This is a genomic window from Sphingobacterium puteale (genome assembly GCF_003627955.1).
Taxonomy (GTDB): Bacteria; Bacteroidota; Bacteroidia; order Sphingobacteriales; family Sphingobacteriaceae; genus Sphingobacterium; species Sphingobacterium puteale.
This window is the reverse complement of record NZ_RBWS01000018.1, coordinates 1-14,867: the sequence shown is the minus strand read 5'-3', so window position 1 is coordinate 14,867 and position 14,867 is coordinate 1. Positions and strand designations below refer to the sequence as shown.

At 39.8% G+C, this 14,867-nt stretch carries 11 protein-coding genes; 9 read left to right on the top strand and 2 right to left on the bottom strand.

Annotated features, from left to right (window positions below):
• The first annotated feature begins 33 nt into the window (after positions 1 to 33).
• The gene (locus D7322_RS21125) at positions 34 to 2,622 is read left to right on the top strand and encodes a TonB-dependent receptor domain-containing protein (protein ID WP_121126223.1); all 2,589 of its coding nucleotides are present in this window, start codon (positions 34 to 36) and stop codon (positions 2,620 to 2,622) included.
• Positions 2,623 to 2,660: 38 nt separating this feature from the next.
• Here D7322_RS21125 and D7322_RS21120 read toward each other — a convergent pair whose 3' ends face one another.
• Positions 2,661 to 3,242, bottom strand: coding sequence for a Maf family protein (locus tag D7322_RS21120; protein ID WP_245971406.1), 582 nt, complete (start codon positions 3,240 to 3,242; stop codon positions 2,661 to 2,663).
• Positions 3,242 to 3,760 carry a KdsC family phosphatase gene (locus D7322_RS21115; protein ID WP_121126221.1) on the bottom strand — a complete coding sequence of 173 codons (519 nt, stop codon included), beginning with the start codon at positions 3,758 to 3,760 and terminating at the stop codon, positions 3,242 to 3,244. Before D7322_RS21115 ends, D7322_RS21120 begins: the two co-directional genes overlap by 1 nt.
• Positions 3,761 to 4,357: 597 nt before the next feature.
• Here D7322_RS21115 and D7322_RS21110 point away from each other — a divergent pair.
• The 8 genes from D7322_RS21110 to D7322_RS21075 all read left to right on the top strand — a co-directional run.
• Positions 4,358 to 7,789 carry a hybrid sensor histidine kinase/response regulator gene (locus tag D7322_RS21110; RefSeq protein ID WP_121126220.1) on the top strand — a complete coding sequence of 1,144 codons (3,432 nt, stop codon included), beginning with the start codon at positions 4,358 to 4,360 and terminating at the stop codon, positions 7,787 to 7,789.
• Positions 7,777 to 8,616 carry a CheR family methyltransferase gene (locus D7322_RS21105; RefSeq protein ID WP_245971405.1) on the top strand — a complete coding sequence of 280 codons (840 nt, stop codon included), beginning with the start codon at positions 7,777 to 7,779 and terminating at the stop codon, positions 8,614 to 8,616. The genes D7322_RS21110 and D7322_RS21105 overlap by 13 nt, the downstream gene beginning before the upstream one ends.
• A gap of 6 nt (positions 8,617 to 8,622) precedes the next feature.
• Entirely contained in the window at positions 8,623 to 9,183 is a 561-nt protein-coding gene (locus D7322_RS21100; protein ID WP_121126219.1) for a chemotaxis protein CheB, read from the top strand.
• 23 nt (positions 9,184 to 9,206) lie between these two features.
• Positions 9,207 to 10,808 (top strand): response regulator, encoded by a 1,602-nt coding sequence (locus tag D7322_RS21095; protein ID WP_121126218.1) that lies wholly within the window; start codon positions 9,207 to 9,209, stop codon positions 10,806 to 10,808.
• Positions 10,809 to 10,863: 55 nt separating this feature from the next.
• Positions 10,864 to 11,397: a plastocyanin/azurin family copper-binding protein gene (locus D7322_RS21090; RefSeq protein WP_104384943.1), complete on the top strand. Its 534-nt coding sequence runs from the start codon at positions 10,864 to 10,866 to the stop codon at positions 11,395 to 11,397.
• 355 nt (positions 11,398 to 11,752) lie between these two features.
• Positions 11,753 to 13,159 carry a dihydrolipoyl dehydrogenase gene (lpdA, locus tag D7322_RS21085; RefSeq protein ID WP_121126217.1) on the top strand — a complete coding sequence of 469 codons (1,407 nt, stop codon included), beginning with the start codon at positions 11,753 to 11,755 and terminating at the stop codon, positions 13,157 to 13,159.
• A gap of 66 nt (positions 13,160 to 13,225) precedes the next feature.
• Positions 13,226 to 13,630, top strand: a complete 405-nt coding sequence (locus D7322_RS21080; protein ID WP_121126216.1) for an acyl-CoA thioesterase — start codon at positions 13,226 to 13,228, stop codon at positions 13,628 to 13,630.
• 225 nt (positions 13,631 to 13,855) lie between these two features.
• On the top strand, positions 13,856 to 14,867 hold a 1,012-nt coding region (locus tag D7322_RS21075; protein ID WP_147430512.1), incomplete at its 3' end, for a transposase.

The following is a 14,867-nucleotide window of genomic DNA, read 5'->3' as shown; positions in this document are numbered from 1 at the left end:
CATTTTTTTTAGCCCGTACATGATCAAAAAACTATGAATCAAATTTTTAAAAAAATATATACGACTACCCTTTTATTGTTATTCTCTTTCGCAATTGTGCAGGCACAAAGCGATAGCACCCGCACGCTTACTGTGGCAGGAAACTGTGCGATGTGTAAAAAAAGGATCGAAACCGCCGCAAAAATACAAGGCGTTGAAAGCGCAACCTGGAATGCGGGCGACAATTTGCTACATCTGAAATACAATTCCCAAAAAGTGGAACTTGAAACCATCAAAAAGAATATCGCGCAAGTCGGGCACGATGTTGAGAATTTGGTTGCAAGTGAGGAATCCTATGCGAAACTCCATGAGTGCTGTATGTATCCACGGTTGGAAAATGGGAAAGTCCCGGAAAAGAAAGCGGTACCTACAACGGGTGAACCACATGATCATCCCCATACCGTCACAGGTGTTGTTGTCGAAGAAAATGAAAAAGGAGATCTAAAACCTATCGTTGGTGCCAATTTACATTGGGCGAATTTACCGACAAAAAATACCAGAAGTAATGAAAACGGTGTATTTAAGCTCGAGCACAAAGAGGGTTTTGACAAATTAGTCGTCAGTTATGTCGGGATGAAATCCGATACAATCACGATCAAAGACCTACATGAGGTCGTCATGATCACTGCGAAGGGAAATGTACTCATGGAAGTCGAAGTCAAAGGGACACGTCGGTCCAATTATATTGACCGGATGACACCAGCTCGACTGGAAGTTCTTACAGGCAAAGAGCTATTTAAAGCCGCCTGTTGTGATTTAAGTGAAAGCTTCGAAACCAACGCTTCAGTGGATGTTATTAGTGCAGACGCCGTAACCGGCAGTAAACAGATTCAAATGCTGGGTCTTAGTGGTATATATACACAATTGACGGTAGAAAACCTTCCTGGACCACGTGGGCTGGCCTCCCCATTGGGACTTAATTCCATTGCTGGTACATGGATTGAATCCATTCAAATCGCCAAAGGAGTAGGATCTGTGGCTAATGGCTATGAAAGTATGGCCGGTCAGATCAATGTCGAGCTGAAAAAGCCACAAAATTCTGAAAGACTATTTTTTAATGCCTATGCAAATAACATGGGACGTACCGATGTAAATTTAAATCTATCTCAAAAAATAGGTCAACATTGGTCAACATCTGTGTTATTACACGACAACTTTATGTATAATAAATCCATGAACTTTAGCCACAATGGATTTAGAGATGTGCCCATTGGCAATCTTTTCTCCGGTGTGAACCGCTGGTTGTATGAGAACGGTAAAGGTCTGATGATTCAGTTTGGTGTCAAATATTTAAATGACGATCGTACTGGCGGACAAATAGATTTTGACAAAAAAACAGATAAGGGCACGACGAATCGTTATGGACTGGGATTCGACATCGAACGCGTTGAAGGATTTGCTAAAATCGGTTATGTTTTCCCAGAAAATAAACACCGAAGCATCGGTCTGCAATTGGCTGGTTCCAACTATAATCAAAAAAGTTATTTCGGCTTAAAAAATTACAACTCCGAACAGCAAAATGGTTATGCCAACCTATTATTTCAGGATATTATAGGTACCGTAGCCCATAAATATCGTGTGGGCGCCTCCATCAATTACGATAACTACGATGAATGGTATTTAACCGATCAAAATTTCAAACGTAAAGAAGTCGTTTCAGGTGCATTTGCAGAATATACCTTCAGTCCATCCGAAAAATTTGATGCGGTCGTCGGACTGCGTCAGGACTATAATTCATTATATGGCTGGTTCACTACACCACGGTTGAATTTACGCTATGCTCCTATTGCTGGAACGACATTACGTGCAAGCTCAGGTAGAGGTCAACGCACCGCCAATATTTTTGCTGAAAACACAGCGGTTTTAGCAAGCAGCAGGAGATTGATCATTCAGTCTCAGGATATCTACAATAAAGCTTATGGTTTGCAACCAGAGGTATCCTGGAATACAGGGATCGCGGTAGACCAGAATATGCGCATCTTTGGAAGGGAAGCCTCCGCCTCCATTGAATTCTTTCATAACAGCTTTTCCAATCAGGTGGTGGTCGACTACGAAAATCCAAGAGAAATCAGTTTTTACAACTTAACCGGAAAATCATTCTCAAATAGTTTGCAGACAGAATTTCGATTTATGCCAGCGCCACATTTTGAAACACGATTGGCTTATCGGCTATTGGATGTGCAGACCGACTTTCAGAGCGGAAGAAAAACAAAACCATTGTTGGCAAAACACCGTGGTTTCGTCAACTTAGCCTATAATCATCATTCCGGATGGAGCTTAGATTATACCTTGAATGTGGTCGGACCGAAACGTATCCCTTCAACCATGGATAATCCAGTTGAATACCAGATGGCCTCCGAATCAAAAACGTACGCAACGATGAACGCACAGATCAGCAAAACTTTTGGAAAAGATAAAAACTTTACCGTATATGTCGGTGGTGAAAACCTGTCCAATTATTTCCAGAAAACACCCATCCTTGCGGCGGATCAACCTTTCGGAAATTATTTTGACACCTCCATGTTATGGGGACCTTTAACAGGACGCATGTTTTATACAGGCGTTCGATATTTCATAAAATAGAATCATTTTAACATAAAAAAAGCGGCGAGCCGCTTTTTTTATGTTAACCTCTTCAATTCTTGATATAATCGCGCCGTCGGAAGGCCAACGACATTATTATATTCACCTTCGATCTTCTCGATAGCAATTAAGCCGATCCATTCTTGAATACCGTAAGATCCAGCTTTATCAAGCGGTGAAAAATGAGTAACATAATAATCAATTTCTTCTCGATCCAATACGTGGAAATACACTGTTGTCGTTTCGACAAAGGATTGCACGACACCATGCCAACGTATTGCTACCGCGGTAATGACCACATGTTTATTTCCGGATAGGTCTGCCAAAGTCTGCTTAGCTTCCGCTGCATTCTTCGGTTTCCCTAAAATCTCACCCTCGGCCGAAACAACAACGGTGTCAGCACAGATGACCAAGCCATCTGTTTTATCCGCAAAAGCCTGTATTTTTTGCAGTGCAATCTGACGAACAGCTTCACTGGCAGAAAGACTCGGATCGACATATTCATCCGTCTCCCGCACCTCTACTTCAAAGGTAATGCCCAGCCCAGATAAGAGCTGCTTGCGTCTTGGAGACTGGGATCCCAGGATAACCGTTTTGTTCTTTAAATTTTCTAACATCATTAAATACTTTTTATCGTTTCGTCCTCATACCAATTTCCCTGCACTTTAAGTACCTTTTCAATCAGTTCCCGTACAACCCCTCTTCCGCCATTGAAAGCCGAGATATAATGTGATATCTTCTTGATCTCTTCCACGGCATCTGCCGGCGACACAGCCAAACCAACAGATCGCATGCAACTAAAATCAGGGATATCATCACCAATATACATCAATTCATCAAGTCCCAGATGATAATCTTTAGCTAACACTTTCAATTTCGAAAGCTTATCTACGACTCGTGAGTGAATTTCTTTTACGCCCAATCCCTGTAAACGGCGCTCCACCCCTATGGATGCCCCGCCAGTGATGATAAAGATCGGATAACCTTTTTTAATGGCCAATTGTATGGCATAACCATCTTTTATATTAAAAGTTCGCAGCTGTTCCCCAGCTTCATTCACCTGTACAGTTCCATCTGTCAATACCCCATCCACATCCAATACAAATCCTTTTATTGTTTTAAATTCAGTCAATACCATTGAAATATATTTTTGTAAAAATAAAGCATTTCCCCTAAATATACGATTCCATACTCCTCCTTATTTTCTCTGTTTATGCCATAAAATTATTCAGATAAGCCAAAATATCATTTGTATGTCACAACATAGTTGTATCAGCAACTTATTATAAAAAACATTTGGACGGAACCTGATATTTAGCGTATCTTTGTAGAAGATAATTAAAGGTTATCTCGCTATGAAAACACTAACAGCACTGTTCAAATAAACAATTTTGTTTAAAGCAGCATAAGATTAAAAAAACAATCAATTTAGTTTTTCACAGCAAAAAACACGGCAACTAATTTAGTTTGGTCGCCCTTAAAAAGTCTTTTCATAATTTAGGTTTATAATTGGTTAGTAACAAACCCTGGTGCCCATCATCAGGGTTTTGTTTTATTAGAACCTTTTATTTCCTTACGTACAGTATTGCATATTTTTGCTTTTTTGACTATTTTAGGAATAGCAAGTTTTTTTGTTATTTTACATACATCTTTTTTCCCCAGGTACCATCAGGAAACTACTGACAGAAAAATGAACGATAGTTGGGCGATCAAAATTCATTAAACTCATTCTCGCATGGAGCAAAAAAACTATAGAAAGCAAATTACCATAGGAGTGATAATTTCTTTTTCGCTTATCTTTATTTCCGCTCTATACTTTTTTATTTCTCTGCATCATATCGTCGATAACGAGCGTAATATTGTCCGGATCGCTGAAAATAAATTTAATGTGATCAATGAAGTCCGATCAAACATTGATGAAGTGAATGATGTTAAACTTCATTACTTCATAAAGGAAGATCCGGACTTATTTCTTCCTTATCGAAACGAACGAAAGCACATAGATGAATTACTGCGATCTATTGTTCGAGCCGATGAGCTCTATCCGGTCTCCCCACTAGCGATTGAAACACTTCGTAAAGAAATTGTACTTTTCTACGATTTCGAAAAAGATATAACCTATGCTAAACTGAACAATGGTTCGCTGCCATCTTATATCCAGGAACAGAAAACAGCGATCTTAAATCAAATAGATATGCTATCCAGAGATCTGCTTGATCAAAGGGCAAGTCGGCTGGAAAAATCCAGAAACAGTCTCCAATTGGCGCAGAACATTACCTATTTTTTCATTGCGATCGGCTTAAGTGGTTTTTTCTATATTCTAGCAAAATTTTCCGGTATTTCAAAAGTATTGAGAGCCACTGTCAAAGGTCAAAGAGAATCTAATAGTCGTCTTCAGCATTTACAGGATCAAACCAATAATGATAACTGGATTTTGAATGCCATCAACCATATAGATGAGCAGCTAAGGGGCGATTACAACGATAAAAAAATAGCTGAGATCAGCCTAAATGCGATTACCAGTACAACGAAAGCGCTGGGAGGTACAGTCTATATTTTTGATGATAATTACCGGGAATATCAGTTATGTCATAAAATAGGAATCGCCGCGACACAGCAGATTAAAAAAAGTTTTAAAGAAGATGACGGTATTTTGGGGGAAGTAACAAACAAACATAATGTAGTTAAAATCAAGGATATCGACCATAATCATCTCGTTTTAGAAACTTCTTTATCCAAAAGAATAGAAACAGAAATCTACATTATTCCATTCACCTATGAAAATCACTGCGTTGGTTTAATGGAAATCTGTTGCCCGATCGTGCCGGAAAAAGAAGAACGGTTACGATTCAATTTCCTTGATAAAGTAAAAGGCAACATCGCGATCATCCTCAAAGTTGCGCAGACCCATGGCAAACTTGCCGATCTCTATGAAGAACTTCAGCAGCAAACGGAAGAACTTGAAGCTCAACAGGAAGAATTAAGAACCACAAACGAGGAATTAGTCCATAAGACTCATTTGCTGGAAGCTTCCGAAGAAGAGCTCCGTGTACAACAGGAGGAACTCATCCAAACAAACAATGAGCTCGATGAGAAGGCGAAATTACTCTTCACTCAAAATGAAGATCTGGAAAAAGCAAGACAGGCCATTGCACAAAAAATTGAAGAAGTCGAATTATCAAGTAAGTACAAATCCGAATTCATGGCGAATATGAGTCATGAACTACGGACTCCACTGAATAGTATTCTTATACTTGCCAAATTGCTGCAGGACAACAAAAAGAAAAATCTGAATGACGACCAGATAAAATATGCTTCAGTGATCCACAGTGCAGGTACGGATTTACTCCACTTGATCAACGAGTTATTGGATTTGGCAAAAATAGAATCCGGAAAAGTTGAAGTCCAAAAGGAACGTATCAATACAAGCGATCTTGTCAATTACATAAATGATTTCTTCCACGATACCGCAGAATCCAAGATGATCAAATTTAACGTTGAAATTGATAGCAATGCTCCCCAAGAATTTATTGGTGATGAACATCGCATACAACAGGTTCTAAAAAATTTGCTGTCGAATGCGTTTAAATTTACGGGTGAAAATGGCACAGTATCGCTCAAGATCAATATAGAAAATGAGAACATCTATTTTACGGTTAAGGATAACGGTATCGGCATCGCTCCGGAAAAACAAGAGCTCATCTTTGATGCATTTAAACAGGAAGATGGATCCACAAGCCGCAAATATGGCGGCACGGGGCTAGGCCTGTCCATATGTCGTGAGATTGCAAATCTATTGAAGGGAAAAATTACCCTAAACAGCAAAGTTGGTGAAGGCAGTACCTTTATTTTCAGCGTACCACTGGAGAAAGAAGCTGCAATTGAAAATATCCCAGAACTACCGGTTATTGAACAAAATAACGTACCATCCTATCCGCAATTAGAAAATATACCCCTCGAAAAAAATCGTCATACTGAAAATAGTAATAGAAACAATAAATTACTGATCATCGAAGACGACTTTATTTTTGCAGATATACTAAAAGATTATGCGATCCAAAATGGTTATGACCCCTATATCAGCTATGACGGACAAGATGGCCTTCATAAAGCGCAGAACTTAATCCCTGCTGCCATCATACTAGACATCATGCTGCCAAAAATGGACGGTTGGGAAGTGCTACGTAATCTCAAAAAAACAGATTCAACGAAGAATATCCCCGTACACATGATGTCAGCGGGAACTTTCCTGCATGATGAACCGATATCTGCGGGCGCTATCGGATTTATGTCCAAACCGGTTTCTGAAAACTCACTCGCGGAGACTTTTCAAAAAATTAAAGCGTCAACAAGCCATCCTATTAAGAAAATTCTATTGGTAGAAGATCAGGAAATTCAAAGTGATTTTATCAAGCAATCGCTCGAAGAACAAAATATTCAGATATTTCAGGCCTTCAATGCGCAACAGGCGCTCGATCTGCTGGACCAGGAAAAAGTATTTGACTGCATCATTATGGATCTAAATTTACCGGATAAATCTGGTATTGAACTGCTCAATGAGATCAAATCAAACAGCCAGTTTAAAGATTTACCGATTATTATCAACACAGCGATGGAGCTAAGTCCTGAACAAACCTCCGAGATTTTGCAGCATAGTCAGGCCATGGTGTTAAAATCAGCCAAATCCAATAATAGACTGATCGATGAAGTCAATTTATTCTTAAATAAAATCCGGAGCAGCAAAACGGAATACCTCACATTTAACAATAGCGCGTCGGTGCTCGTGGAGAATAATCTGGCGGCTAAGACCATCTTGCTGGCAGACGATGATATGCGCAATATCTTTGCACTAAGTACGGCTTTCGAAAGCTATGACATGAAAATCGAGATTGCAAATAATGGTCAGGAGGCATTGGATATTCTAGCACGCAACGAGCATATTGATCTTGTTTTAATGGACATAATGATGCCGGTTATGGACGGATACGAAGCGATCGAAAAAATAAGGTCAAACAAGAAATTTTCAAATCTCCCTATTATCGCCGTGACAGCAAAGGCAATGAAAGGTGACCGGGAAAAGACAATTGCTGTAGGAGCAAACGATTATATTAGTAAACCCGTTGATGTGGATAAATTGATATCCTTAATGCGTGTATGGTTGAGTTAACTACTAAAGTAGCAGTAATGATCACTTTTGAAGAGTTGGAGGAAATTATTGATGTTGTCAAAAATCTTCACGGCTATGACGTGTCCGGATATACGAGAGCATCCCTCAAGCGGCGTGTCACCAGAATTATGGAGCTAAACAAACTGGACTTGGTCGAATTAAAATCCAAACTGATTAACCAGCCAGGATTTAGCACTCATTTTTTACAGGAAATTACAGTCAATGTGACTGAAATGTTCAGAGATCCGGAATTTTACAAAGCATTAAAAAACGAAGTATTTCCCTATCTGGCCACCTACCCTCATATTAAGCTGTGGAGTGCCGGTTGTTCCACGGGTGAAGAAGTTTACTCTTTGGCCATTTTACTAAAAGAAGCAGAGCTTTATCAACGTTCTTTTATCTATGGAACTGACATTAATACCAAAGTATTGGAGAAAGCCAAACGAGGCATTTATTCATTGGCAAAAGTGAAGGAATATTCTGAAAACTTTATTAAAACTGATCCCAAAAGCTCTTTATCCGAATATTATACAGCAATGTATAATGCGGCCACGATAAATAATAGTCTAAAAAAAAATGTGCTTTTTTCACAGCATAGCTTGGTTTCCGATCGGGAATTTAATGAATTTCAATTGATCACATGCCGTAATGTATTGATTTATTTTGACACAAACCTCCAGGAAATGGTATTGGATTTATTTTATAATTCACTTTGTCACCTTGGTTTCTTATGTCTAGGTTCAAAAGAATCATTAATTAACTATAAAAATGCAGCAAAATTCAAGGTTGTAAATAACAAACACAACATTTATCAAAAAATCGGTTAGGTCAAGATGGAACGTAAAATTCTTTTATTAGCGGGTTCCGCTGGCGGGTTCAGTGTTATTTTAAACATCCTAAAGGCATTGGAACGTCCGGTTCAGATACCGATCATCGTCGTTGTTCACCGCAATCCCAAATACGCATCAAGTATAGAAGATACCCTTTCGAAAGCCCTATTACAAAAAGTAAAAACGGCTGACGATAAAGAGAGTATCGCGGACGGAACAATCTATTTTGCTCCCGCAGGCTATCATTTACTTATTGAGCCAGATTATAGCTTTTCGTTGGATATCTCAGAACCGGTTCAATATTCAAGACCATCTATCGATGTGACCTTTGAGTCGGCTGCCGAAATCTATAAACAAAATTGTATTGCAATTTTGTTTTCCGGGGCCAACCACGATGGCGCACAAGGATTGTTAATGATAAAAAAGTACGGCGGAAAAACCTATGTACAGAACCCACTTGAGGCAGAAGTTCCGATAATGCCTCAGGCTGCAATAGACCTTAATGCGCAAGATCAGATTTTGAGTATAGCCGAAATAAAAGATTACATAATGCAATTAACCTAAAGTTGTATTTTAGATTTGATATAATGAAGAAGATTAATATATTGATCGTCGATGATAAAATTGAGAATATTATCAGTCTCACAGCATTGTTGGAGGATATCGAATATGTAAATATAATTAGTAGTACAGATCCCAATGAAGCGTTAAAAATCTGTTGGAAAGAAGAAATTGATCTCGCTCTGGTTGATGTACAGATGCCCGAAATCAATGGATTTGAATTCGTCACCTTCCTGAAGAAAAACCCAAAGACGAATCACATCATCCCGATCATGGTAACTGCGATTTCCAAGGAGGACAAGTATCTTATTCAAGGACTTAACAGTGGCGCTGTAGACTATCTATATAAACCTCTCAATCCAGAAGCTACCATTGCAAAAGTCAAATCTTTTGTTCAGCAGCTGTTGATACAACAGGAAATTAAAGAAAAAAACATTGCATTGGAGGAGTCTAAACAAGCTATTCTTAAAGCAAAAGAAGAAGCTGAACTCGCCAGAAAGTCAAAAGAAACGTTCTTAGCCAATATGAGTCACGAGATTCGGACACCTATCAACGGCATTATGGGAATCACCCAAATGCTAAAAAATTCACAGCTTACCGTTGAACAGGAAAACTGGATCTATAAACTCGATTCGGCCTCTCAAAACTTACTTACGATCATCAATGACATTTTGGACCTCTCCAAAGTCGATTCGGGCATGATGAAGCTGAATATGGAATCCACCTCGGTGCATGATATTACCGATGATTTGAATAATCTGTTTATCGATAAGGCAAACTATAAAGGTTTGAATTTTAATATCGAGGTGGACGACCGGATAAACAGTTATTTTTTAACGGATCCGCTTCGCTTAAAACAGATTCTAACGAACTTCATCTCAAATAGCTTCAAATTTACCTCCGCAGGCTCGGTCATTTTAAAAATCCAGCTTCTAACGGAGAGTAATCAGCAAATTGGTTTACAGTTTCAGGTCATCGACACGGGGATCGGCATCGCAGAAGATGCATTGGAAAAAATATTCATCGCATTTGAACAAGGAGAAGACAGCATCACAAAAAAATTTGGTGGAACGGGCTTGGGCTTAGCAATTGTAAAACGTATTGCCGCCCTTCTCAACGGAAAGGTTTTCGCATCAAGTGAATATGGCAAAGGAAGCACATTTTCTTTTGAATGCACCTTTGATAAAATAGAAGATAAACCTAAAGAAAAAGAAACACAAGTGCTTTATACCGAGTTACCAAAATTTAACTCTCCGATGATCCTGATTGCCGAAGACAATGAATTAAATAGCTTTATGTTAGCAAATATCCTCAAAAGCTGGGATTGCGAGATCACCTTGGCGACAAATGGACAGCTTGCCCTTGAGGAAATAAACAGAAAAAAAATAGACCTGGTATTTATGGACGCACATATGCCACTGATGAGTGGTTTTGAAGCGATCAAAGAAATACGTCGCCATATGAATCCAGCTATAGCGAATATGCCCATTATCTCCATTTCTGCTTCAGTTTTAAAAGCAGAACAGCAAGAAGCCTTGGATGCAGGAGCCAATGAAGTGGTTGGAAAACCATTTGATCCCATCAAATTATACAAAACAATTGAAGCTTTATTGTCAAAATTGAAATGATTGTTTCGATTTACCGATGAAATCATTAATTTTAAAGAATTAACAAAACATAATAATGAAAAAACTTTTTATGATACCAGCAGTTGCAGTTGCCTTGTCAATTGCATCTTGTGGCGGAAACAGTGAGAAGTCTGGCAAATCAGCTAGTACAGAATCGACAACTTCAACAGAAAACCAAGCAACAGAAACAGTACCTGGAATTGAAAACGTAGCTATTTCCAACAGCTTATCTTTAGAAGGTAATGATCAGATGAAATTTGACAAGGATTTATTCCGTGTGAAAGCTGGCGAACCCGTAGAATTATCTTTCAAAAATGCAGGTACCATGCCAAAAGAATCTATGGGACATAATGTTGTCATCCTTAAACCGGGTGTAGATCTTCCGACTTTCGGAGCTGAGGCGGCAGCAGCCGCAGCTGATGAGTATATTCCAAAATCAGCATTATCTTCCATCGTTTCCCACACGAAATTATTAGGTCCGGGTGAAACAGATAAAATTACATTTACACTTGAAAAAGGAGTCTATCCTTTCATCTGTAGTTTCCCCGGTCACTACGGAGTAATGCAAGGAAAAATCGTTGCAGAATAATATACAAACAAAAAAGGGTATCTAGATATAGGTATCCTTTTTTTGTTGAGGTGTTACTTTTCGTTAAAATGATCACAAGTTGCTGCCCCTTGATCCCTTTCGCTGACTCAGTTGCCCATCATCTACAACCCCGCATCATGCCGATGCCTGCTCCTGTTAATTAGCAACTTATTTCCAAAATAACTTTATCACATAAAGATTTATCGAAAATAAGATTATTTTTTTGGGTTGTACATGCCTATCCATTTATCAAAAAAATGTAAAGTAAGTCTATTCGCCTACAAATCGTAAGTTTTGATTTCCTATCCCATTAATAATCATTAAATTTGTACTACTAAAAATTAAAACGTAATCAATGCAATACGACGTAATTGTAATCGGAAGTGGTCCGGGCGGATATGTAGGAGCTATCCGTTGTGCCCAATTAGGATTAAAAACAGCTGTTATTGAAAAATATAGCACATTTGGTGGTACTTGTCTTAACGTTGGATGTATTCCTTCAAAAGCGCTTTTAGATTCATCGGAGCATTACCACAATGCTGCCCATAATTTTGACGCATTTGGCATCAGTTTAAAAGACCTAAAGGTGGATATGGCAAAGATGATTGCTCGTAAAGACGATGTCATTGCTCAAAATACCGCCGGTATCACTTTCTTATTCAAGAAAAATAAAATTGACAGTTTCCAAGGTGTGGGTTCATTTGTCGACAAAAACACCATTAAAATAACAAAAGCAGATGGTTCTACGGAACAAGTTACAGCAAAAAATGTAATTATTGCCACAGGCTCAAAACCCACTTCTCTACCCTTTTTGCCGGTTGACAAAAAAAGAATTATTACTTCTACGGAAGCGCTTAACCTAAAAGAGGTCCCTAAACATCTTATCGTCATCGGTGGTGGTGTCATTGGTTTAGAATTAGGTTCAGTTTATGCCCGTTTAGGTTCAAAAGTTTCTGTCGTTGAATTTGCGAAATCCATCATTGGTACAATGGATGGTGGCTTAGGTAAAGAATTGCAACGTGTTTTGAAAAAATCATTGGGCATGGAATTCTACTTGGGTCACAAAGTCACAGGTGCAACAGCAAAAGGAAAAACCGTAAAAGTAACAGCTGAAGATCCAAAAGGACAAGAAGTAACCCTAGAAGGTGATTATTGTATCGTAGCTGTTGGCCGTACGGCATACTCTGAAGGTTTAGGCTTAGAAAATATTGGCATCACTGTCGAAGAAAGAGGAAAGAAAATCCCGGTAAATGCTCACTTGGAGACCGCTGTACAAGGCGTATTTGCTATTGGTGATGTGATCACTGGAGCGATGTTGGCACACAAAGCCGAAGATGAGGGTGTATATGTTGCGGAATATATTGCGGGACAAAAACCACACATCGATTACAATTTAATTCCCGGAGTTGTTTACACCTGGCCTGAAGTGGCTTCAGTTGGAAAAACGGAAGAACAATTGAAAGAAGCCGGCGTGAAATATAAAGCTGGATCTTTCTCCTTCAAAGCTTCTGGCCGTGCAAAAGCCTCAGGTGATACAGATGGTTTTGTAAAAGTATTGGCTGATGCAACAACAGACGAAGTATTAGGCGTACATATGATCGGTCCACGTGCAGCAGACATGATCGGTGAAGCTACAGTAGCCATGGAATACCGCGCTTCTGCGGAAGATATCGCACGTATCTGTCATGCTCACCCAACCTATACCGAAGCTCTTAAAGAAGCCGCATTAGCCGCAACAGCCAATAGAGCAATACACGCATAAGCGTTAATAGTATAAACCAAAGGGGAAAAGGAAACTTTTCCCCTTTGTCATAACTACCTATATAAAATGAATTTTTACACAAGAAAATGGGTCAAACCCGAAGATCTTAATCCGAACGGTACATTATTCGGCGGAACACTTTTGCGTTGGATAGATGAAGAAGCTGTCATTTATGCGATTGTACAATTGGGCAATCCAAAGGTCGTTACCAAATTTATATCTGAAATCAATTTTGTAAATTCTGCCAAACAGGGAGATATTTTAGAGTTAGGCATAGAGGCAACTAATTTTGGAAGAACATCATTGACAATGCGTTGTGAAGTCCGAAATAAAATCTCGAAGAAAACAATCCTATCTATCGACAAACTGGTATTTGTCAATTTAGATGAGGATGGAACCCCCGTCCCACATGGAAAAGATAGCATTACCTATGCTTACATGGGAATCGAGAAAACAGGAAGAGATGATTAACCATCTCGCCTGTTCCTATTGTATTGAAGCATATTTTTTATAAATCGCTACCCGCAAATTTACGCGCACAAATTATCGGGCACCATTGCCGTATGCTTAACTTAGGGATATTCAGAAAAACCCCAACTATTTGATAAATAAATAGTTGGGGTTTTATTATCTTCGTGTATTCCCCCGAATAATAAGGTTAGCGGCCAAAATCGGGGTAACGGTCATCAAAAAGATATGCGAAAGATACAAAAACTTAGCGAACTTCAGCCAACTTTAGCCTTCAGCGAATACGATATTTTCAAACAGTACGAATCAAGTTTTCACCTGAGTGAACTAGGGCGGCTTTATCGGAGTATTCCATTTTCCGAGCTGGCAGCGAGCCTGGGGCAACGGGAAAACCGAGTTGGCCGCCGGTCCTATTTTAGCGGGGCGGGTAAAGTGGCGCTGATGGTGCTGAAATCCTATACGGGGCTTTCCGACCGTGACCTGGTCGCCCAGCTTAATTCCAACCTCCATTATCAGCTTTTCTGCGGTGTTCGGATCAATCCGTTAAAGCCGCTCGATAATTTTAAGATCGTCAGCGAGATCCGCTGCGAACTTGCCAGAAAACTTGATATCGGCACCCTTCAGCGGGTGCTTGCCGGTTACTGGAAGGCCTGGTTTAAGGACAGCCATGTACTGATGAGCGATGCGACCTGTTATGAGAGTGATGTTCGCTTTCCCACGGATATCAAACTGTTATGGGAATGCGCGGAATGGCTGCAGGGGCAATTGCGGAGCATGGCAAAGCTGTCGGGTCTGCGGATGCCGCGCAACAAATTTGACAAGCAGCGCCTGCGTTACCGTATCTATAGTAAAAAGCGCAAGCGTGGGAAATCGGAGACGCGCGTGCTGAAACGCAGCCTGCTCCACCTGGTTGGCAAGCTCATCGGTCAGTGCGGGGATATCATGTCCCTTGGTACAGCCAATCTTCCTGCCCGCTTTCACAGACGGCTGTCCATCATCAAAAAAGTACTCCATCAGCAACGGGAACGTTTTGCCGGGCGGGAAGTGAAGGGGCTGATCGTTAGTGTCGACAAAGATTATATCCGCCCGATCGTCCGTGGCAAAGAAAGTAAAGGGGTTGAGTTCGGCGCCAAAGTGAACAGTATCCAGATTGACGGCATCAACTTTATCGAGCACCTGAGCTTTGATGCTTTCCATGAAGGGAACCGGCTTCCACAATGTATAGACCTACAGCAGTCAC